This window comes from Caulobacter endophyticus (genome assembly GCF_003116815.1).
Lineage (GTDB): Bacteria > Pseudomonadota > Alphaproteobacteria > Caulobacterales > Caulobacteraceae > Caulobacter > Caulobacter endophyticus.
Window position 1 is genome coordinate 27,789 of the sequence record NZ_QDKQ01000063.1, and the last position, 19,526, is coordinate 47,314.

Annotated in this window: 22 protein-coding genes and 1 tRNA gene; 15 read left to right on the plus strand and 8 right to left on the minus strand. The window is 69.3% G+C overall.

Annotated features, from left to right (window positions below):
- Window positions 1-10: 10 nt before the first annotated feature.
- Both DDF67_RS18420 and DDF67_RS18425 read right to left on the minus strand, forming a co-directional pair.
- Window positions 11-400 carry a response regulator transcription factor gene (locus DDF67_RS18420; RefSeq protein ID WP_109102344.1) on the minus strand — a complete coding sequence of 130 codons (390 nt, stop codon included), beginning with the start codon at window positions 398-400 and terminating at the stop codon, window positions 11-13.
- Window positions 401-507: 107 nt separating this feature from the next.
- Window positions 508-1,131, minus strand: a complete 624-nt coding sequence (locus DDF67_RS18425) for a response regulator transcription factor (protein WP_109102302.1) — start codon at window positions 1,129-1,131, stop codon at window positions 508-510.
- 115 nt (window positions 1,132-1,246) lie between these two features.
- On the opposite strand from DDF67_RS18425, the gene DDF67_RS18430 reads away from it, so the two are divergent.
- From DDF67_RS18430 to DDF67_RS18460, 7 genes are all read left to right on the plus strand, one after another.
- Window positions 1,247-2,803, plus strand: a complete 1,557-nt coding sequence (locus tag DDF67_RS18430; protein WP_158278072.1) for a sensor histidine kinase — start codon at window positions 1,247-1,249, stop codon at window positions 2,801-2,803.
- Window positions 2,804-2,930: 127 nt separating this feature from the next.
- Window positions 2,931-3,986 (plus strand): NAD(P)-dependent alcohol dehydrogenase, encoded by a 1,056-nt coding sequence (locus DDF67_RS18435; protein ID WP_109102304.1) that lies wholly within the window; start codon window positions 2,931-2,933, stop codon window positions 3,984-3,986.
- A gap of 196 nt (window positions 3,987-4,182) precedes the next feature.
- Window positions 4,183-4,737 carry a helix-turn-helix transcriptional regulator gene (locus tag DDF67_RS18440; protein ID WP_109102305.1) on the plus strand — a complete coding sequence of 185 codons (555 nt, stop codon included), beginning with the start codon at window positions 4,183-4,185 and terminating at the stop codon, window positions 4,735-4,737.
- 70 nt (window positions 4,738-4,807) lie between these two features.
- A complete protein-coding gene (locus tag DDF67_RS18445; protein WP_109102306.1) occupies window positions 4,808-5,491 on the plus strand; it encodes a hypothetical protein in 684 nt (227 codons plus the stop codon).
- Between the two features lie 98 nt (window positions 5,492-5,589).
- Window positions 5,590-6,915: a histidinol dehydrogenase gene (gene hisD, locus DDF67_RS18450; protein WP_109102307.1), complete on the plus strand. Its 1,326-nt coding sequence runs from the start codon at window positions 5,590-5,592 to the stop codon at window positions 6,913-6,915.
- Window positions 6,916-6,919: 4 nt separating this feature from the next.
- The gene (locus DDF67_RS18455; protein ID WP_199229275.1) at window positions 6,920-7,684 is read left to right on the plus strand and encodes an SDR family NAD(P)-dependent oxidoreductase; all 765 of its coding nucleotides are present in this window, start codon (window positions 6,920-6,922) and stop codon (window positions 7,682-7,684) included.
- A gap of 45 nt (window positions 7,685-7,729) precedes the next feature.
- Window positions 7,730-7,816: transfer RNA gene (locus DDF67_RS18460), tRNA-Leu, on the plus strand.
- Window positions 7,817-8,097: 281 nt separating this feature from the next.
- Here the strand turns inward: DDF67_RS18460 and DDF67_RS18465 are convergent.
- The 5 genes from DDF67_RS18465 to DDF67_RS18485 all read right to left on the minus strand — a co-directional run bounded on the left by DDF67_RS18465 (window position 8,098) and on the right by DDF67_RS18485 (window position 10,506).
- Window positions 8,098-8,586: a protein activator of alkane oxidation PraB gene (locus DDF67_RS18465; RefSeq protein ID WP_109102309.1), complete on the minus strand. Its 489-nt coding sequence runs from the start codon at window positions 8,584-8,586 to the stop codon at window positions 8,098-8,100.
- Window positions 8,587-8,689: 103 nt separating this feature from the next.
- Window positions 8,690-9,133: a hypothetical protein gene (locus DDF67_RS18470; protein WP_109102310.1), complete on the minus strand. Its 444-nt coding sequence runs from the start codon at window positions 9,131-9,133 to the stop codon at window positions 8,690-8,692.
- Between the two features lie 88 nt (window positions 9,134-9,221).
- Complete coding sequence (locus tag DDF67_RS18475) at window positions 9,222-9,569, minus strand: hypothetical protein (RefSeq protein ID WP_109102311.1); 348 nt, start codon at window positions 9,567-9,569, stop codon at window positions 9,222-9,224.
- A gap of 215 nt (window positions 9,570-9,784) precedes the next feature.
- Window positions 9,785-10,048, minus strand: a complete 264-nt coding sequence (locus DDF67_RS18480; protein WP_233247697.1) for a hypothetical protein — start codon at window positions 10,046-10,048, stop codon at window positions 9,785-9,787.
- Between the two features lie 38 nt (window positions 10,049-10,086).
- Window positions 10,087-10,506, minus strand: coding sequence for a response regulator transcription factor (locus tag DDF67_RS18485; RefSeq protein ID WP_109102313.1), 420 nt, complete (start codon window positions 10,504-10,506; stop codon window positions 10,087-10,089).
- 105 nt (window positions 10,507-10,611) lie between these two features.
- On the opposite strand from DDF67_RS18485, the gene DDF67_RS18490 reads away from it, so the two are divergent.
- On the plus strand, window positions 10,612-10,989 hold the full coding sequence (locus DDF67_RS18490) for a helix-turn-helix domain-containing protein (RefSeq protein WP_109102314.1): 378 nt from the start codon (window positions 10,612-10,614) through the stop codon (window positions 10,987-10,989).
- Window positions 10,990-10,994: 5 nt separating this feature from the next.
- Here the strand turns inward: DDF67_RS18490 and DDF67_RS18495 are convergent, their stop codons facing one another.
- A complete protein-coding gene (locus tag DDF67_RS18495; RefSeq protein ID WP_109102315.1) occupies window positions 10,995-11,753 on the minus strand; it encodes a competence/damage-inducible protein A in 759 nt (252 codons plus the stop codon).
- 55 nt (window positions 11,754-11,808) lie between these two features.
- On the opposite strand from DDF67_RS18495, the gene sfsA reads away from it, so the two are divergent.
- From sfsA to DDF67_RS18530, 7 genes are all read left to right on the plus strand, one after another.
- Window positions 11,809-12,522 (plus strand): DNA/RNA nuclease SfsA, encoded by a 714-nt coding sequence (sfsA, locus tag DDF67_RS18500; RefSeq protein ID WP_109102316.1) that lies wholly within the window; start codon window positions 11,809-11,811, stop codon window positions 12,520-12,522.
- Between the two features lie 147 nt (window positions 12,523-12,669).
- Window positions 12,670-13,500 carry a type I methionyl aminopeptidase gene (gene map / locus DDF67_RS18505; RefSeq protein ID WP_109102317.1) on the plus strand — a complete coding sequence of 277 codons (831 nt, stop codon included), beginning with the start codon at window positions 12,670-12,672 and terminating at the stop codon, window positions 13,498-13,500.
- Between the two features lie 162 nt (window positions 13,501-13,662).
- Complete coding sequence (locus DDF67_RS18510; protein WP_101711802.1) at window positions 13,663-14,355, plus strand: GntR family transcriptional regulator; 693 nt, start codon at window positions 13,663-13,665, stop codon at window positions 14,353-14,355.
- 93 nt (window positions 14,356-14,448) lie between these two features.
- Window positions 14,449-14,973, plus strand: coding sequence for an MbcA/ParS/Xre antitoxin family protein (locus tag DDF67_RS18515; RefSeq protein WP_199229276.1), 525 nt, complete (start codon window positions 14,449-14,451; stop codon window positions 14,971-14,973).
- A complete protein-coding gene (locus tag DDF67_RS18520) occupies window positions 14,970-15,644 on the plus strand; it encodes an RES family NAD+ phosphorylase (protein WP_109102319.1) in 675 nt (224 codons plus the stop codon). The genes DDF67_RS18515 and DDF67_RS18520 overlap by 4 nt, the downstream gene beginning before the upstream one ends.
- 180 nt (window positions 15,645-15,824) lie before the next feature.
- Window positions 15,825-18,197, plus strand: coding sequence for a TonB-dependent siderophore receptor (locus tag DDF67_RS18525; RefSeq protein WP_109102320.1), 2,373 nt, complete (start codon window positions 15,825-15,827; stop codon window positions 18,195-18,197).
- Window positions 18,197-19,462 carry an MFS transporter gene (locus tag DDF67_RS18530; RefSeq protein ID WP_109102321.1) on the plus strand — a complete coding sequence of 422 codons (1,266 nt, stop codon included), beginning with the start codon at window positions 18,197-18,199 and terminating at the stop codon, window positions 19,460-19,462. The genes DDF67_RS18525 and DDF67_RS18530 overlap by 1 nt, the downstream gene beginning before the upstream one ends.
- Window positions 19,463-19,526: the final 64 nt, after the last annotated feature.

The window sequence follows — 19,526 nt, forward strand, 5'->3', positions numbered from 1 at the left end:
CGTCGCCGGCCTAAGCCTGTTGTGGCTTGCCGCGCGGGGCCAGGGCCGTTTCCAGGCAGCCGATGATGCTGTCGCCGCTGAAGGGTTTCTTCAGGAAGCAGGTGGCGCCGAGATCCAGGCCTCGGGTGCGGGCGCGGTCGTCGTCGAAGGCGGTGATCAGGATCACCGGCGTGGGCACGCCGCGTTCGCCCAGGGCCTGCTGGATGTCGAACCCGGACAGGCCGGGCATCTGCACGTCGCTGATCAGGCAGTCGGCGCCGGCCGAGACCTCCGAGGCCAGGAAGGCGGCGGCGGAGTCGAAGGTGGCGACGCGGTGGCCCAGCGAGCGGATCAGGGCCTCCAGCGAGGCCCGGATGGCTTCGTCGTCGTCCACGACGGCGATCAACGGGGCTTGCGACACCAACTGGTCCTTCCGGGTCCCGCCGGCCTGTTCAGGCTGCCGACGGCGACGAGCCCTCTATCTGCCGCAAGCGGGCGGCGGGCGGAACTATACTCGGGTGTGTGGCGTCAGGTCGCGGAGGCGCCCTTGGCGCCCAGCTGCTCGGCCATGCGCACGAACTCGACCACCGAGCGGGCCTCCATCTTCCGCATGGCCGCGCCGCGATGGATCTTCACCGTGATCTCCGACAGGCCGATCTCGAAGGCGATCTGCTTGTTCATCAGGCCATCGGCGACCAGGGCCATGACCTGGCGCTCGCGCATGGTCAGGGTCTCGTAGCGGCGGCGCACCTCGTCCAGGCCCGAACGCTCGGCGCGCTGGGCCTGGTCGCGGTCTATGGCGGCCATCACCGCGTCTAGCATGTCCTGGTCGCGGAAGGGCTTGGCCAGGAAGTCGACGGCGCCGGCCTTCATGCCGCGCACGGTCATGGGGATGTCCCCATGGCCGGTCATCAGCACCACCGGCATGCGGATATCGGCGGCGTTGAGCTGGGCCTGGAAGTCGAGACCGCTCACCCCCGGGAGTCGAACGTCCAAGACAAGGCACCCGGCGTCATGCGCATGTCCCGAACGGAAGAAGTCCTGGGCGTTGCCGAACAGGCGCGTATCCAGCCCGACCGACCGGAACAGGCTGTCGAGGGCCTCTCTCAAGGGGCCGTCGTCATCGACAATGTGCACCGTCGGGCTGGGCATGGGACGAATAGCTGGACCCGCCGCTGGCGCGGCGTCAACAATGGGGGAGCGCATCCCTTCGGTGAGCTCGATGCACGACCGTCCGGCCGACGTCTTGAACATATCGGACAATAGTTTGGCCGGACTCCTGGACGCGGCCCACGAGCCGATCCTGGTGCGCGACCTGGAGGGGCGGATCCTGTTCTGGAACCAGGGCTGCGAGGCCCTGTACGGCCATGGGCGGGAGGCCGCGCGGGGAGCGTATGCGCCGCGGCTGCTGGCCACGGTCTTTCCCGCGCCGCTGGAGGAGATCACCGCCCGCCTGTTGGCCGAAGGGCGCTGGGAGGGCGAGGTCAGGCGGCGCCTGGCCGACGGCCGCGAGGCGGTGATCGCCCTGCGCTGGTCGCTGGGCCGCGACGCCTCGGACGCGGCCTGGGTGCTGGAGACCGGCCGCGACGTCACGGAGGCCCGCTCGGCCGAGGAGGCCCTGCGCCGCAGCGAGTACCGCTTCCGCAACGTCTTCCACGCCATGAGCGTGTCGTTCTGGGAGCTGGACTTCTCGGCCCTGGCCGGAATGTTCGGGGCCTTGCGCGCGCGCGGCGTGACCAGCCTGCGCGCCCACATCGCCGAGAATCCCGGCTTCGTGCGCGAAATGATGCGGGCCAGCCAGGTCGTCGACGTCAACGACAAGTCGCTGCAGCTGTTCGAGGCCACGCGCGAGCAGCTGCTGGGTCCGGTCGACCGCTTCTGGCCGCCGTGCAGCGAGCACGTCTTCGCCGCCAGCGTCATCGCCGCGCTGGAAAAGAGGCCGCACTACGAAAGCGAGGCGCGCTTCCGCACCTATGGCGGCCGCGAGTTCGACGGCCTGTTCACCTGCTGCTATCCGCGCGAATACCTGCCGCAGGGCGCGACCCTGGTGGGCGTCATCGACATCACCGACCGCCTGAGGGCCCAGGAGGACCTGCAGCGCGTGCAGGCCGAACTGGCCCATGCGGCGCGGATCTCGACCCTGGGCGAACTGACCGCCTCGATCGCCCACGAGGTCAACCAGCCGCTGTCGGCGATCGTCACCAACGGCGAGGCGGGACTGCGCTGGCTGAGGCGCCAGACGCCCGACCTCGACGAGGTGGTTCGGGCCTTCGACCGGATGATCGGCGAGGCCAACCGCGCCTCCGGAGTCATCGGCCGCATCCGCACCATGGCGGTGAAGGGCGAACCCGAGACGGCGCGCCTGGCGCTGGGGCCGCTGGTGGAGGACTCCGTTCTGCTGGTGCGGCGCGAACTGACCGTCCACGACGTGGCCTTGCGCGTGCAGGTTCCGGCCGACCTGCCGGAGGTGCTGGGAGACCGGGTCCAGCTGCAGCAGGTGCTGGTCAACCTGATGGTCAACGCCGCCCAGGCCATGGCCGGCGCGGAGGAGCGGGTGCTGGCCGTCCGCGCCGAGGCGCAGGGCGAGGGCGTGGCCCTGTCGGTGACCGACACCGGGCCCGGCGTGCCGCCCGAGCGGCTGGCCCGGCTGTTCGACGCCTTCTACACGACCAAGGCCGGCGGCATGGGCATGGGCCTGTCGATCTGCCGGACCATCGTCCAGGCCCATGGCGGCGAGATCGTCGCGATCTCGGAGCCGGGGCAGGGGGCGAGCTTCGTGCTGAAACTGCCGCGCGCAGAACCTGCGCAAGAGGCAGATTGCTGAAAAATGCTCATCAACCCGTGCAAATCTGAGCGGCTAATTTTACGGTCGCGCGCGCGGTAGTTTGGCTTTGCGAGGCTCCTTCCCGAGTCTCCGCCTCCCCAGAAAAGCCAATCGGAATATCCTGCACATGGCCATCAAAGCCTATGGCGCCTTCGCCGCCGACAAGCCGCTGGAAGCGATGGACATCACGCGCCGCGCGGTCGGCCCAAACGACGTCCAGATCGAGATCGCCTATTGCGGCGTCTGCCACTCCGACCTGCACACCGTGCGCTCGGAATGGGCCGGCACCCTCTTCCCTTGCGTGCCCGGCCACGAGATCGTCGGCCGCGTCTCGGCCGTCGGCGGCCAGGTCAGCCGCTTCAAGGAAGGCGACGTCGTCGGCGTCGGCTGCATGGTCGACAGCTGCAAGCACTGCCACTCGTGCGACGAGGGCCTGGAGCAGTTCTGCGAGAACGGCTTCGTGGGCACCTATAACGGCCCCACCGCCGACGCCCCCGGCCACACCCTGGGCGGCTATTCGCAGCAGATCGTCGTCAAGGACGACTTCGTGCTGAAGATCAGCCACCCCGAGGAGCAGCTGGCCGCCGTGGCCCCGCTGCTGTGCGCGGGCATCACCACCTGGTCGCCGCTGCGCCACTGGAACGTCGGCCCGGGCAAGAAGGTCGGCGTTGTCGGCATCGGCGGCCTTGGCCACATGGGCGTCAAGCTGGCCCACGCCCTGGGCGCGCACGTGGTGGCCTTCACGACCTCGGAAGCCAAGCGCCAGGACGCCCTGGACCTGGGCGCCGACGAGGTGGTGGTGTCGCGCAACGAAGGCGAGATGGCCGCCCACGCGGGCTCGTTCGACTTCATCCTCAACACCGTCTCGGCCAGCCACAGCCTCGACGCCTTCACCGCCCTCCTGAAGCGCGACGGGACCCTGTGCCTGGTCGGCGTGCCGGAGCATGCTCACCCCAGCCCCGACGTGTCTGCCCTGATCTTCAAGCGTCGCGCCATCGCCGGCTCGCTGATCGGCGGCATCGCCGAGACGCAGGAGATGCTCGACTTCTGCGCCGAGCACGGCATCGTCTCGGAGATCGAGAAGATCGACATCCAGCAGATCGAGACCGCTTACGAGCGCATGCAGAAGAGCGACGTGAAGTACCGCTTCGTGATCGACAGCGCCTCGCTGGCCAAGGCGTAGGTTCGGGTTCCGCGCGGTCTTCGGGCCGCGCGGACACTTCTCCGGTTACCGCTCTCATACCTGGGTATGACCCCGCCAAACCCAGGGAGCGCGACGATAAGCCCAGGTGCGATGGCGGCGCGGTCCCGCATCCAAGAACAATGATCCTTGAGAACGAGAGGGCCCGTGGGGGGCGCTCCAGCCAGGGATCGAAACCATGTCTTTCCTCGCCGTCGACACCGCCAGCGCCACCCCGGTCGAGGGCCTGCTGGCCGCACCGGATCTCGTGGGCGAGGCCCGCAGCTTCGCCGACCTGCGCGAGGTGCTGGCCGCCCTGGAGCGCTCGCTGGAGCCGGACGCGCGCGCCGCGCGCGCCCTGGTCGCCCGGGCCTCGGCCATCGTCATCGGCGCGACCCCGCCCGCCCCGATCCAGGGCGGCCTTGCTCCCTGGCAGGCGCGCAAGCTGCGCAAGCACATCGACGAGAACCTCGACGGCAACCTGACCACGGCCGCGCTGGGCGACCTGGTGGCGTTGAGCGCCAGCTATTTCGGCCGCGCCTTCAAGGCGACCTTCGGCGAGACGCCGCACGCCTACATCACCCGCCGCCGGCTGGAGCTGGCCAGGGACCTGATGCTGGCCACCCGCGATCCGCTGAGCCAGATCGCCTACCAATGCGGCTTCGCCGACCAGTCGCACCTGTGCCGGCTGTTCCGCCGCTCGGCCGGGGTCGCGCCGCAGGCCTGGCGACGGGCCAACCGCCTGGCCGCATAGGCTGAAACGGGCTCGCCTTCTCCACCGAAAGCTGCAAGGCTCGCCCGGTCAAGATCGGGGGGATGCGGCGATGAAGTGGATGACGATGCTGGCCTGCGCGGCCGCGCTGGCGACGGCTCCGGCGCTGGCCTGGGCGGAAAGCACGCCCGAGCAGCGGGCCGCCGCCAAGGCCGAGGGCGACGCCATGCTGGCCAAGGCCGGCGCCGCGGCGTTCTTCGACAACATCAGCGACCGCGAGGGCGAGAGCGGAGTGACCTTGCAGCACAAGGACTCCGGCCTGCTCTGCGTGTTCACGCCGGGGCGCGAGGGCAACGAAGTGATCCTGTTCAAGCCGGACGGAACCGACGTCGGCTGCCGGATCGTGACCTTCGCCGACAGCCGCACGGTCTATGCCACAAAGTCCGACCTGACGCTCGATCAGGCCATGGGCATGGCGGTGACGGCTCTGAAGGTCAGGCACCCCAAGGCCAAGCCCTATCGCGGCAAGGCCTCGCAGATCGTGGCCATGATGCAGGCCTCGGGGAAGCTGCCGCCCAGCCGCACCGAGCGCTTCATCGACGGCGCCAGTTACGAGAGCGTCTCGGTGGCGGCGATCGCCGGCTGGGAAATCAAGATGCGCATGAGCGGCGAGGCCGCCAACGCCCAGTTCCTGGCCAACGCCGGCGATGGGATGGGCTGGCTGGTCTATGTGGTGAAGGCGGCTCAGCGGCATGGCCTGGGCCCCTTGGCGGCGGCCCCGGCTCCGGGCTCCTGAGCGCCGCCTCTCCACCCAGCGACCGTTCCGGCCTAACCGCGCGCCGGCCGGGACGATCCGGGCCAAACACCCTCCGGGAGACCCAGGAGGACAAGGCCATGGCCAGGTGGTTGAAGACCGGCGCCGACGTGACGGCGGTGGCGAACGCGGACCGGGCGGTGCGCGAGACGGTGGAAGGCATTCTGGCCGACGTGGCCGCGCGCGGCGACGCGGCGGTGCGCGAGCTGTCTGTGAAGTTCGATGGTTGGGACCGCGAGAGCTATCGCCTGTCGCCGGCCGAGATCCAGGCCTGCATCGACCAGCTGTCGGACCGCGACCTAGCCGACATCGAATTCGCCCAGGCCCAGGTCAAGAACTTCGCCCAGAAGCAGCGTGAGACGCTGCTGGACCTCGAGGTCGAGACCCTGCCCGGCGTGGTGCTGGGCCACAAGCACATCCCGGTGAGCGCGGCCGGCTGCTACGTGCCCGGCGGCAAGTATCCGCTACTGGCCTCGGCCCACATGTCGGTGCTGACGGCCAAGGTGGCCGGCGTGCCGCGCGTGGTCACCTGCGCTCCGCCGTTCGGCGGCAAGCCCGCGCCGGCCATCGTCGCGGCCCAGGCCCTGGCCGGCGCCGACGAGATCTACTGCCTGGGCGGGGTGCAGGCGGTGGCGGCCATGGCGCTGGGCACGGAGACCATCGCGCCGGTCGACATGCTGGTCGGCCCCGGCAACGCCTATGTGGCCGAGGCCAAGCGCCAGCTGTTCGGCCGCGTGGGCATCGACCTCTTCGCCGGCCCGACCGAGACCCTGGTCATCGCCGACGACACGGTGGACGGCGAGCTGTGCGCCACCGACCTGCTGGGCCAGGCCGAGCACGGCCCCGACAGCCCGGCCATTCTGCTGACCACCTCGCGCAAGCTGGCCGAAGACACCATCGCCTGGGTCGAGAAGCTGCTTGAGATCCTGCCGACCGCCGCCGTGGCCCGCCGGGCCTGGGAGGGCTTCGGCCAGGTGATCCTCGTCGACAGCGACGCCGAGATGGTCGAGATCGCCGACAAGATCGCCTCCGAGCACGTGCAGGTGATGACCGCAGACCCCGACTACTTCCTGCGCCACATGACCAACTACGGCGCGCTGTTCCTGGGCGAGCGGACCAACGTCTCGTTCGGCGACAAGGTGATCGGCACCAACCACACCCTGCCGACCAAGCTGGCGGCCCGGTACACCGGCGGCCTTTGGGTGGGCAAGTTCCTCAAGACCTGCACCTACCAGAAGGTGCTGACGAACGAGGCCTCGGCCCTGGTCGGCGAATACTGCTCGCGCCTGTGCGCCCTGGAAGGCTTCGCCGGCCACGGCGAGCAGGCCAATATCCGCGTGCGCCGCTACGGCGGACGCGAGGTGCCCTATGCGGGCGCGGCCTCGCCGGTTCTGGCGGCGGAGTAGGGCCTTGGATCTGCCGCGCGCGCCCTCGTTCCGCCTCGACGGCCGCCGGGCCCTGGTGACGGGGGCGGGCAGGGGCATTGGCCTGGCCGCCGCCACGGCCCTGGCGCAGGCCGGCGCGGCGGTGACCCTGGCGGCCCGCTCGGCCGGCGAGATCGAGGCGGCGGCGCAAGCCATCCGCGGCCAGGGCGGGCAGGCGCAGGCGCTGGTGCTCGATGTCGGCGACCTTTCGGCGGTGAAGGCCGCCATCGCCGCGCGGCCGGCTTTCGACGTGCTGGTCAACAACGCGGGCACCAACCGCCCCAAGCCCTTCGTCGAGGTGACGGAAGACGACTACGACGCCGTGCTCGACCTCAACCTGAAGGCCGCCTTCTTCGTCGCCCAGGCCGTAGCGGCGCGGATGGTCGAGGCCCGGGTGAAGGGCTCGATCGTCAACCTGACCTCGCAGATGGGCCATGTGGGCGGCGCGCGGCGCAGCCTCTACTGCGCCAGCAAATGGGGGCTTGAGGGGCTGTCCAAGGCCATGGCGCTGGACCTCGCTCCGCACGGAATCCGCGTCAACACCATCGCCCCGACCTTCATCGAGACCCCGCTGACCAAGCCGTTCTTCGAGGACCAGGCCTTCCTCGACAGCGTGCTGGCCAGGATCAAGCTGGGGCGCCTGGGCCAGGTGGAAGACCTGATGGGCGCGGTGGTGTTCCTGGCCAGCGACGCCAGCGCCCTGATGACCGGCAGCGCCCTGGTGGTCGACGGCGGCTGGACCGCCGACTGAGGGCTCGACGCCTTCCGCGAGCTAGGCTAGGCCTCGCTCACCAGTGCGGGCATGGCGAAACTGGTAGACGCAGCAGACTTAAAATCTGCCAGCCGCAAGGCTATGCCGGTTCGATCCCGGCTGCCCGCACCAAGTCGTTTCCCGGACTAGACGATCGTCAGCGTGGAATCGAGCGTTCCATCCACGGTGAAGGCGGCGGGCGTTCCGGGGATGACCGTATTGGAGAAGACCAACATGCCGGGGCTGCCGTTGGCCCCTCCGGTGAAAAGCCCGCGACACGATCAGGTCGCCGCTTAACGTCGCCGGGTCCTGCGGATTGGAAACGAAGTTCGCGGCGGGCGCCGCGGCGACGGGATCATGGTCGCCAGGGCGGCGACGCAAAGTCAGGCTTTGCGAGCGCGCGATGCGCGTCTCTACTGCATGGTGACGCCGGAAACGGAGAGAGATCCGGTGAGGGTGCACCAAGAAGAGGCCCCGCCTATGGTCACTTCGATCAGTTCCATCGTGCTGCTGTTGGGAGAGTAGTTGTCGCTCGACCAACGGATATAGGGCGTCCCGCTGCATGAGCCCAAGACGGTCGTGATTTCCATGCCGTAGACGATGACGTGCTGTGCGCCGAACGGATGGATCTGCCATGAGAACCCGACCGGCCCGATCAGCCAGCCGCACTGCCAATCTCCCGGGGCGAACGAGCCGCCCGTCACCCAGATGTAGGATCCGCCGCCCATAACCTGTCCGGTAAGGGTGACATCGCACGAGACAGTGGTCGTCTCCTGGATCAGCAAGCTGCCAGTGATCGTCACAGGGCCGGAAGCGGGCGTGAAGGTCTGGGCCGACGCCTGGAGCGGCGTGGCCAGGCCGGCGACAGCCAGGGCAGAGGCAACAGCAGCGTATTTCAGCACGGCGCATCTCCCCGTTCGCGAGCTTCTGGCCGCGATCTTCTGGTTTGATGTGCTACTTACACCATTTTAAGTTGATGGTAAACGTCAGGGTTGCGCCGGTCGCTCAGGTTCTCGTGGCCCTTTTGCCTGCGTGCGCCCTGCGCCGTCGCCACGCCAACACCCCCAGCCCCGCCGCGAACGCCACCAGCTCGGCGTAGCTCCACAGGTAGTAGGCCGAGAAGAAGCCCCATTGCCTCAGCGAGCGGTCCAGCGCGAAGGCGACGTGGGTCAGCACGATCAGCAGCTGGAAGGCCGTCATGAACAGCAGCCAGACCCGGCGGTCGAACAGGGTCAGGCCGACCAGCACGCTGAGATAGATCAGGTCGACGGCGAAGATGCCCCACTGGGTGAGGCTCTTGTCCTCGATCTCGGCCAGGGCCGAGGCGACCCAGGCCAGGATGGTGGCTGCGGCCAGGATCCGCTCCAGCCGGCCGCCCATCCATAGCGCCACGCCGCAGACGACGAACATCGCGCCGGCGCCGAGCTGGGTCGGCAGGATGCTGAACATGAGGCCCCCGAACAGTGTCCGGGGGCCATTGTCGCGACGAATCGTGACGGCCGGAAGAGGGCTGTCGGCTAGCCGACCAAGACGGAGGTCAGGCCGACTTCACCACTTCCAGGAAGCCGGTACGGGTGGGGTCGACCTCGTCGGCCTTGTCGCCGCCGCCGACCAGGGTGACTCGGCGCAGGCCGATCTGGTCCTTGGCGTCGGCCAGGGCGCCATGGGCGGCGATCAGCGAGCGGCGGACCTCGGCAAGGCCCGAGGCGGCCTCCATCACGTGGTCGACGGCCTGCTGGCCGACCCCGGCGGCGACCCGGGCCTGAAGGCGGGCGCGGGGCATGGCGGCGATCAACTCGCCCATGGCGGCCAGGGTGTTGTCCACGGCCTCCTCGGCGGTGAACAGGCGGGTGGCCAGGTGCTCGGCGACGATACGGCGGTTCATGAAGCGGTTGTCCCCTCGGAAGTCCGGCGCTCCGGCAGGCGCGGTCCGGACGATGATCGAAGGCGCCGGCGGCGGCGCCTTCGTGGGGAAGGCGCATCAGCCGTGGCGCAGGTTCTGGAAGAGCTCGACCACCTGGCGGGCGCTGAGCAGCCCGCCGATCAGCATGGCGAAGCCGAGCGCGATGGCCAGGACGGCCAGGAGGCGGAAGGCGGGCGTCAGAGCATGGTCGAGTCCTCCGCGTACTTCTCGCGGAATCCCTCGTCCAGCACCGTGGCGGTGATGGTCAGGACCTCCCTCAGCACCATCTCGGCCGGCTTGGCCGCGGCCTCCTTGCGGATCGCCGAGACCAGGTCGGCCACCAGCGGCGAAAGGTCCGGCGGAGCCAGGTCCGTCAGCTGGCGCTGCAGCTGGGACCAGCCGAAGGGCGGGAGCGCCGGCTCCGGCGGCAGGGGCGGCCAGGCCTGCTCGAAGGCGTTCACCGCCTGGCGGATCTGACGGGCCTTCCAGACCAGCAGGCTCAGGCGATGCTCCTGCAGGCTGGTCGGCGCGGCCGGCGTCGGCGGCGGATTGTTTCACTGCGGTCGAAGGCCTCGGTTGATGGCGAGGCCGACGGTGGCGAGGAGGACGGGACGACCGCCAGTCCGATTGGGTCGGGGTGGGATCGAATCCCATAGTCGTCGGCGGCGAATCCCACAGGGCTTGCCCCGCCCGCGGCGATCCGTTCGTGCTCGCTCAGCACCCGTGCGGCGGCCCGCCGGCCGTTGACGCCCAGCTTGCGGCAGGCGCTTTCGACCAGGGCGTCGGCGCGCGACTTGGAGACCCCCATCAGAGGCCCGATTTCCTTGGAAAGCCTGTGCTCGCTGACCAGCCGAAGGGCTTCGCGTTCGCGCTTGGTCAACAGTTCGAGGCCGGCGGCGATGTGGGGCGTGTCAGGCATGAGGGCGAGCGAAACTAAACTACTCGATCTAAGAGGGAGGTGCGTTGCGGCCGGTGACGGCTACGTCGATAGATAGCCGAGTTCTGTGAGCTTCGGATAATTTCGATGACGACAACCGGCCCGGATCCCATCGACGTCGCGGTCGGCACCCGCATCCGTATTCGTCGTCGTTATCTGAAGGTCAGTCAGGACGACCTGGCCGCGGCGCTGGGCCTGACCTTCCAGCAGATCCAGAAATACGAGCGAGGCGAGAACCGCGTCTCGGCCTCGATGCTGGTGCGCATCGCCGGCCGGCTGGAGACCACGGTGGCCGCCCTGGTCGGAGAGGACGCGCCGAGCGGCGAGGATTCGGCGATGCTGGCGGCCCTGACCCTGCCGGGCGCGCTGGATCTGCTGCATGCCTACGCCGCCGCCGGCCCCAAGACCCAGCGGGCGCTGCTGGGCCTGGCCCAGTCGCTGCTGGCGGCCGACGAGGACTTATAGCGGCCTTACGCCTCCAGTCGCGCGACGTTGGAGACGCCCAGGTCCGCCAGGGACTTTTCCAGCTCGACGGCGGCGGCCTCGACCTCGGCGGGGTCGCGGCCGCGGATCACCAGGCTGGCGCCGTAGACGTCCGGCGGGGCGAAGAACGGATAGCTGCCGATCGACAGGTCCGGATGGGCCTTGGCCACCGCTTCCAGCGGCGCGGCGATCGTGCCTTCACCGGAGCCGGTGACGCGGACGGTGGTCGCCACCACGACCGCGCCGGTGCGCAGGCGCGGGCCGACGTCGTCGAGCATGCCGCGCATGATCGCCGGCACGCCGGCCAGCACGAACACGTTCTCCTTCTGGAAGCCGGGCGGGCCTTGCACGGGGTTCTTCACCAGGCTGCCGCCCTCGGGCACGTGGGCCATGCGTCGGCGGGCGGCGTTGGGCTCGCCCCAGCGCTCGCGCAGCATGGCCATGATCTCGGGATGCTCGGGCGCGGTGACGCCGAAGGCCTTGGCCACCGAATCGGCGGTGATGTCGTCGTGGGTGGGGCCGATGCCGCCGGTGGTGATGACATAGTCGTACTTGATGCGCAGGGCGTTGACCGCGTCGATGATCTCCTGCTCGACGTCGGGCACGACGCGCGCTTCGCAGAGGTCCACACCATAGGTCGCCAGGTATTTGGCGATGGCGTTCAGGTTCACGTCCTGGGTGCGGCCCGAGAGGATCTCGTCGCCGATGATCAGAACCGCCGCCGTCACGCGTTCGCTGGCCGTCATGGTTCCGATCCCTTACATCGCTGGAGCTTCTTCCACCGACCGACTTAAGGCCCGCATGCTCCTCCCGCAACCGCTGACCCGCGGCCGCATCGTCCAGCGCTACAAGCGGTTCTTCTGCGACCTGGTGCTGGACGACGGCCGCGAGATCACCGCCCACTGCCCCAACTCCGGCGCCATGCTGGGCGTGAACCTGCCTGGGCAGGGGGCGTGGGTCTCCTGGTCCGACGATCCCAAGCGCAAGCTGGCCTGGACGCTGCAGCTGGTCGAGGCCGCGGGGCCGGACGGGACGGGCCTCGTCGGCATCAACACCCTGCTGCCCAACAAGCTGGTCGCCGAGGCCCTGGCCGGCGGGGTCATCCCCGAATTGACGGGCTACGCCTCGATCCGGCCCGAGGTGAAGTACGCGGCCGCCAGCCGGGTCGACTTCCTGCTCACCGATCCCGACCGCCCGCCGTGCTGGCTGGAGGTCAAGAACGTCCACCTGTCGCGCTCGCCGGGGCTGGCCGAGTTCCCCGACTGCAAGGCCGCTCGCTCGACCCGCCACCTTGAGGACCTCGCGGCCCAGGTGCGCGAGGGCCATCGCGCTGTGGCTCTGTTCGTGGTGCAGCGCGAGGACTGCGAGGCGTTCCAGCCCTGCCGCGAACTGGATCCGGCCTTCGCCGCGGGCCTCGACCGCGCGGCCGAGGCAGGGGTGGAGATCATGGTCTGGGCGTGTGCGATGAGCACGCAGGAGATCAAGGTCGCACGGCCGTTGGTGTGGAGGCATTGACGGGTTCCTTCCGCCTTGATGGGGGAGGGAGCATTCCGCGATGCGACGCCGGTTGAAATTTCATGCTATGGTCGCGACATAAGCCCGACCGGCATCTGTATTTGCGGCGCGCCTTCGGGGCCGCGCCCCCGTTTGAGATTGAACGCCATGACCCTCGACGACGCCTTCGAGATCGAGACCGAGACCCGCACGGGCCAGATCAAGATCCACAAGCCCGAAGACTTCGAGGGCATGCGCCGCGCCGGCCGCTTGGCCGCCGAGTGCCTGGACATGCTGATCCCGCACGTCGTGCCGGGCGTGTCGACCGACCACCTGGACAAGCTGGCCCGCGAGTTCATCCTCGACCACGGCGCCCTGCCGGCCTGCCTTTTCTATCGCGGCTATCCCAAGACCGTCTGCATCTCGCGCAACCACGTGGTCTGCCACGGCATCCCGGGCGACTGGACCCTGCGCGAGGGCGATATCGCCAATATCGACGTCACGGTCATCGTCGACGGCTGGCACGGCGACACCTCGCGGATGTATGGCGTCGGCGAGGTCGGTCCGCGCGCCCGTCGCCTGGTCGACATCACCTATGAAAGCCTGGCCCGGGGCCTGGCGGCCGTGAAGCCGGGCGCGACCCTGGGCGATATCGGCCACGCCATCCAGTCGTATGTCGAGGCTCAGCGCTGCAGCGTCGTGCGCGACTTCTGCGGCCATGGCCTGGGCAAGGTGTTCCACGACGCGCCCAACATCCTGCACTTCGGCCGTCCCGGTCAGGGCGCGGTGCTGAAGGCGGGCATGTTCTTCACCGTCGAGCCGATGGTGAACCTGGGCAAGCCGGCGGTGAAGGTGCTGGGCGACGGCTGGACGGCCGTGACCCGCGACAAGTCGCTGTCGGCCCAGTGCGAGCATTCGATCGGTGTGACGGAAGATGGCTGCGAGATCTTCACGGCCTCGCCCACCGGCCTGTTCCAGCCGCCGATGCACGGCGCCTGAGCGCATCCCTTACGGGCGCGAAGCCACTAGGCGAAACTGACATTTCAGCCTACCTATCAGTCCGGAGACAACCTTCGGAGCGGTTCCGTGCGCCAGCCTTCGCCCCTGCGGGCCCCTGACGACGCCCCCTACAACGTCGCTGGAGGCGGCGCGCGGTCGCGCATGCTGGTGCTGGACGTCTGCTCCTCGTCGGGGCTGGAGGACTGGTCGCCGGACCTGCAGAAGGCCAAGGTCTACGAGAAGATCCTGCTCGACCTGATCCTGGGCGAACTGCCGCCCGGCGCGCGCCTGGACGAGCAGTCGTTGGCCGCCCGTTACGACGCGGGCCTGGCGGGCGTGCGCGACGCCCTGGGGCGCCTGGCGCTGGAAGGCCTCGTCATCCGCCGCGCCCGTTCGGGCACGACGGTGGCGCCGCTGGACCTCGTCGACCTGCGCCAGGGCTACGAGGCCCGGGCGTTGATCGAGCCGCACTGCGCGGGCCTGGCCGCCCGCCACGCCTCAAAGGCCGATATCGCCGCCATCAAGGCCGTGTTCGACGACGCCGAGGCCGCCGCCAAGGCCCGCGACCTGCCGGCGCTGGTGGCCATGGACCAGCGCTTCCACGCCGCCGTGGCGCGCGCTTCGGGCAACCTCGCCCTGGCGCGCATCCTGATACCCCTGCAGCACAAGGCCGCCCGTTTCTGGGTGTTCTCGTTCGGCGGCGCCACCGAGGCCGAACTGATGGCCGACATCGAGCAGCACCGCGAGGTCGCCGACGTTATCGCCAGCGGCGACGTCGAGGCCTCCAGGGCGGCCATGATGCGGGTGCTGAGCGTGACGCCCGAGGCCGTGCAGCGGCCGCCGGTGGAAGCCTAGGCGCCAAGTCCTCCCCATCGAGGGGGAGGGGACGCGCACAACCTTCCATCCAGTCCAGATTTGGACTATATATAAATCCGGATGGAGGCATGCATGTCGCTCGCAAGGCGCAAACCCGTCGAAGTCGCCGCCGGTCCGGGCGTGCTGGACCTGTCGCGGTTCTCCGCCGCCAACCGTCGGCGGCTCAGCGCCCCGGGGCTTCGCACCTTCCTGTCGATCGCCGACCTGTGGGGCCTGACAGAGGACGAGCGACTGCTGGTGCTGGGCCTGCCGTCGCGCTCGACCTACTACAACTGGATCAAGGCGGTGCGGGAGCATCGCGACATCACGCTCGACCTCGACATGCTGACCCGCATCTCGGCGGTGTTGGGCGTGCACCAGGCGCTGGGCGTGCTGCACGCCAGCGAGCGCGAGGGCGTGGCCTGGCTGCGCAATCCGCACGCCGCGCCGCTGTTCGGCGGCCGCGCGCCGATCGCGCTCCTGGCCTGCGGAACCCAGGACGGCCTGATCAGCGTGCGCCGCTTTCTCGACGCCGCGCGCGGCGGGCTCTACATGCCGCCGGGCGATATCGATCGTGATTTCCGACCCTACGAAGACGCCGAGATCGTCTTCTCGTGAGCGGCGAGGCCCTCGTCCCGGCGCCGCGTCCGGCCTTCCGCCTGATCCCGTCGCGATTTCCGCCGATCGGCCTGTTCGACACCGTGGCGACGGCGGCCGACCTCGACGCGGTGATGGACCTGGCCGGCTGGACCAACGACCGGCTGGTGGCCGAGCGCATCGCGCGCCTGCCGGTGGCGGAGCGGGTCTACGGCCGGCTCAACGCCAGCATCGTCATGGCCTCGTTCCTGCACGTGGCGCCGGGCGGCATGCGCTTCAACGGTCCCGATCTGGGCGCCTGGTACGCCGCCGCGCGCCTGGCCACGGCGGTGGCCGAGGTGGCCCACCACCTGCGCCGTGAAGCGGCCGCCATGGGCGCGGCTTCGCTGAGCCGCCAATACCGCGTCTACACCGCGCGGCTGGAGGGGCGGTATCTCGATCTTCAGGGGCAGCGGGCCGCGCGGCCCGACGTCTACGCCAGCGACGACTACGCGGCCGGCCAGGTGCTGGGCGAGGCGGTGCGCGCCTCGGGCGGGGCGGGGATCGTGTTCGACAGCCTGCGCCACGCCGGCGGGATCAATGTCGTCGCACACCGCCCCCGCAACGTTCAAGACGTGACGCAGGGCGACCATTACGAACTGCGGGTGCAGGCCGCCTCGCGCCGCATCGAGGCTCGGAAGCTGGCCGCCTGACGGCCCTCCGTGGCTTGTCGGCGACAGGACGCGGAACATCCCGCCAACTGTGAGGCTTTCCCGACACAGGGTCTTGGCAATTCGTTCTAAAATGTCAGAAGAGATTTTGACGAACGTCAAGTGATCCCCATTTGGTGCGGCGAGGCGGGGCCATGGTCCCGCTCTCAGGAGCCCGCCCGCATGTCCCGCCGCCTCGCCCTGCTCGCCGCTACTGCCTTCGCCGGCCTCGCCGCCGTCTCGGCCGCGCGCGCCGACGATCAGTTGGCCGAGGTCGACGCGGTTGTGGTGGTCGCCCGCGACCGCAATGCGGGCCTCTTGGAAAAGCAGCCCAACGACACCGTCTTCGGCCTCGACAAGCCGCTGATCGAGACGCCGCGCTCGGCCAGCTTCGTCTCCGACCTGACGCTGCAGCGCTACGGCATCGAGACCATCGACGGCCTGACGGCGGTGTCGCCGGGGACCTACACCGCCAGCTTCTACGGCGTGCCCGGCGCCCTCAACATCCGCGGCACCCTGGCCGAGAACTACTTCCGCGGCTTCAAGCGCATCGAGAACCGCGGCACCTACGCCACCCCGATCGGCGCCGCCGACCAGATCCAGATCGTGCGCGGCCCGCCCACCCCGATCTACGGCTCGGGCAAGGTCGGGGGCATGCTCAACTTCATTCCCAAGTCCGGCAAGGGCGAGGGCGGCTACCTGACCGCGCCCGAAGGCGAACTGACCGCTGCCTTCGGCAGCTACAACCGCAAGAACGCCACCGCTCAGGTCGGCCTGCCGGCCAATTTCGGAAACGTGGTCGGCGGCGTGCATGTCTATGGCGAGGTCGAGGACAGCCATAGCTACTATCGCGGCATCTATCCGCGCCGTCAGACCCTGCAGGTGTCGTCCGACTTCGACCTGGGCGGCGGCTGGAGCACGGCGCTGGGGGGCATGGTCTATCGCTCGAAGGGCGACGTTCAGACCGCCGGCTGGAACCGCCTGACGCAGGACCTGATCGATAACGGAACCTACGCCACGGGCCGCGATATGAGCCTAGTGGACGCCGACGGCAACGGCCGCCTGACGCCCAACGAGACCGGAGGGGCGCTGTACCTGCCCTATTACGGCTTCCCTACCAGCGACGCGGCCCACACGCTGGATACGGGCGTGGGCACGACAAAGCTGTCGCCGCGCACGGTCTATGTTTCGGGCGCCGACTTCTCGAAGACGGCGACCAACACCCTCTATTTCGACATCGCCAGGAAGCTGTCGCCTGACAGCGCGGTGAAGCTGCAGCTGTTCTACGACGCCCTGGAGAACAAGCGTTTCGTCTCCTACGGCTATCCCGCGCGGTTCGACAGCAATGTCTGGGAGGCGCGTCTGACCTACGAGTTCGCCAATCGCTTCCTCGACGAGGCGGTGGTCGCACGCTCGTTCGTCGGCGCCTCTTATCGCGGCTTCAAGGGTCGCCGGAGGGAGAGCTACAACAGCGGCCTGATCGCCCTGGACCGCCGCGACCTGTCGGTGGGCCAGACCGCCACCGACCTGATCGGCAGCCCGTTCACCGACCCGTCGATGACCTGGGAGAACGACAACCACAGCAAGTGGACGCAGGCCGGGATCTTCTTCACCACCGACATCAAGGTGGGCGAGAAGCTGAACCTGGTGCTGGGCGGTCGCTACGACGACTACGACGTCACGTCGGAAGACACCGGATCGCTGAGCTTCACCACGCCTGGCGAGCAGCGCGCCGCCAAGGGCAAGGGGACCTACACCGCCAGCGCCACCTACAAGGCCCCGTTCGGCCTGATGCCCTACATCACCTACGCCAAGGCCAGCGCGCTCGAGATGAGCCAGGCCGGCGACATCAACCCGGGCCTGGTGGCCGACGCCGGCGACGCCTGGCTGTCGGACAGCGACCTGGCCGAGGCCGGGGTGAAGTTTCAATGGCTGAGGGGCGCGCTGATCGGCTCGCTGGCAGGCTATCGCCAGAACCGCACCCAGCTGATGGGCATCAACGGCGACCCGGCCGGCACGCGCTCGAAGGGCGTCGAGCTGGAGGTGCGCTGGCTGGCCAGCCAGCATTTCAGCTTAACCTTCTCGGGCAACACCCAGCGCACGACGGTGAAGGGTCCCGACACCTCGTTCCAGTACGTGCCGACCTATACGGCGGGCGTGCCGGGGACGCAGGGCTATGGCGGCTCCTACGTGGTGTGGAGCTTCGCCAGCATCCGGCCGGGCGACTACGACTACACCCTGATCCCGAAATCGGTGGTCAGCCTGTATGGCGCCTATGCGTCGGACCAGTACGACTGGGGCAAGCTCTACGGGACGCTGGGCGTGACCCACGTGACCAAGACCTCGGGCACGGTTCCTGGCGCAGTGGTCTATCCGGCCTATGCGGTCGTGAACGGTTCGCTGGCCTACGAGCACGGCCCCTACACGGCCACGCTCAACGTCGATAATCTGCTGGACGAGCTCTATTTCACGCCCGTCGCCGACACCTACGCCAATCTCGCCGCCCTTCCCGGCAAGGGGCGCGAGTGGCGGATCACCCTCGCAAGGCGCTTCTGATGACGAACCACCAGATCCAGCACCGGCCGTGGCTGCTGCTGGGCGCCTTCAGCCTGCTGCTGTTCCTGATCACCGCGGCGACCTACTCGTCGCTGGGCGTGGTGATCCCGGCCATGGTTCCGGAACTGGGCTGGAGCTGGCAGAACGCGTTCCTGGGCTTCACCGTCATGGGGGTGGCCACCGGCGCCTCGTCCTGGCTGCCGACCCTGCTGATCCGCCGTTGGGGCGTGCGGGCGACGCTGGTCGCGGGCGCGGCGGTGATGGCCGCCGGCCTGGCCCTGCTGGCCAGGGTGCAAGGCCTGCCGGCCTATTTCCTGGCCACGGCCCTGCTGGGGATCGGCTTCCAGGCCGCGGCCCTGATCCCGGGCACGCACGTGCTGTCGGCGATCTTCCGCCAGCGGGCCCTGCCGTTCGGGATCTACTTCACCAGCGGCGCCCTGGGCGGCGTGGCCGGCCCGCTGCTGGTGCTGGCCAGCCAGGACGCCTTCGACGGCCAGTGGCGGACCTACTGGGCGCTGCAGGCGGTGGTCATCGGCCTTCTGGGCCTGCTGTGCGCCGCCGTGGTCGGCGGGCCGAAGTGGCTGGAGGAGGCCGGCCGGGCCATGGATCGCCTGACCGCCGCCGAGGCCAAGTCCGCTCCGGCCCATCCGCGCGTCTTCCGCACCGACCACGACTGGAGCGTCCGCGACGCGGTGCGCACGCCGCAGTTCGCCATACTGGTGGCGGCCTATTTCAGCCACCTGCTGGCCGGCGTCACCGCCGCCAGCCTTACCCAGGCCCACCTGACCGAGCTGGGCGTGGCCGGCGTCGTCGCGGCCGGGGCGCTGAGCGCCGAGGGCCTGATGCAGGTCGCCGCCCGCATGGCCGGCGGCGCGGTGGGCGACCGCATCGATCCGCGCTGGCTGCTGGTGCTGGCCCAGGGCCTGCTGGTCGCGGGCCTGCTGGCCCTGTCGCACGCCACCACCCTGCCGCTGCAGGCGCTGTACGCCGTGGGTGTTGGCCTGGGCTTTGGCCTGACGGTGCTGGCGGTGAGCCTGCTGCTGCTCAACTATTTTGGCCGGCGCAACAACGTCGAGCTGTTCTCGCTGGTCTGCCTGGTGGGCGCGGTGTCGGCGGCGGGACCGTTCATCGGCGGCTTCATGCGCGACCGGCTGGGCAGCTTCACCCCGACCTTCCAGCTGTTCGCGGCCCTGACGGCGGCGGTGTTCGTCGCCGTGCTGCTGATGCGTCCGCCCAAGCCGCGCACGGCCCCGGGGCGAGGCTGAAGTGGAGGCCGCCGCCAACCTCTGACCCGGTCTCGCGCCGTCACGCTTTTGGTCTATGGTCGCG

What these genes read in the sequence shown, in the direction of transcription:
- DDF67_RS18440 (WP_109102305.1), top strand. Translation starts at nt 4,183, where the DNA reads ATGTCTTTCCTCGCCGTCGACACCGCCAGCGCCACCCCGGTCGAGGGC.
- hisD (WP_109102307.1), top strand. Translation starts at nt 5,590, where the DNA reads ATGGCCAGGTGGTTGAAGACCGGCGCCGACGTGACGGCGGTGGCGAAC.
- DDF67_RS18530 (WP_109102321.1), top strand. Translation starts at nt 18,197, where the DNA reads ATGACGAACCACCAGATCCAGCACCGGCCGTGGCTGCTGCTGGGCGCC.
- DDF67_RS18445 (WP_109102306.1), top strand. Translation starts at nt 4,808, where the DNA reads ATGAAGTGGATGACGATGCTGGCCTGCGCGGCCGCGCTGGCGACGGCT.
- DDF67_RS18495 (WP_109102315.1), bottom strand. Translation starts at nt 11,753, where the DNA reads ATGACGGCCAGCGAACGCGTGACGGCGGCGGTTCTGATCATCGGCGAC.
- DDF67_RS18435 (WP_109102304.1), top strand. Translation starts at nt 2,931, where the DNA reads ATGGCCATCAAAGCCTATGGCGCCTTCGCCGCCGACAAGCCGCTGGAA.
- DDF67_RS18515 (WP_199229276.1), top strand. Translation starts at nt 14,449, where the DNA reads ATGTCGCTCGCAAGGCGCAAACCCGTCGAAGTCGCCGCCGGTCCGGGC.
- DDF67_RS18490 (WP_109102314.1), top strand. Translation starts at nt 10,612, where the DNA reads ATGACGACAACCGGCCCGGATCCCATCGACGTCGCGGTCGGCACCCGC.
- DDF67_RS18485 (WP_109102313.1), bottom strand. Translation starts at nt 10,506, where the DNA reads ATGCCTGACACGCCCCACATCGCCGCCGGCCTCGAACTGTTGACCAAG.
- DDF67_RS18510 (WP_101711802.1), top strand. Translation starts at nt 13,663, where the DNA reads ATGCTGGTGCTGGACGTCTGCTCCTCGTCGGGGCTGGAGGACTGGTCG.
- DDF67_RS18470 (WP_109102310.1), bottom strand. Translation starts at nt 9,133, where the DNA reads ATGTTCAGCATCCTGCCGACCCAGCTCGGCGCCGGCGCGATGTTCGTC.
- sfsA (WP_109102316.1), top strand. Translation starts at nt 11,809, where the DNA reads ATGCTCCTCCCGCAACCGCTGACCCGCGGCCGCATCGTCCAGCGCTAC.
- DDF67_RS18425 (WP_109102302.1), bottom strand. Translation starts at nt 1,131, where the DNA reads ATGCCCAGCCCGACGGTGCACATTGTCGATGACGACGGCCCCTTGAGA.
- DDF67_RS18475 (WP_109102311.1), bottom strand. Translation starts at nt 9,569, where the DNA reads ATGAACCGCCGTATCGTCGCCGAGCACCTGGCCACCCGCCTGTTCACC.
- DDF67_RS18525 (WP_109102320.1), top strand. Translation starts at nt 15,825, where the DNA reads ATGTCCCGCCGCCTCGCCCTGCTCGCCGCTACTGCCTTCGCCGGCCTC.
- map (WP_109102317.1), top strand. Translation starts at nt 12,670, where the DNA reads ATGACCCTCGACGACGCCTTCGAGATCGAGACCGAGACCCGCACGGGC.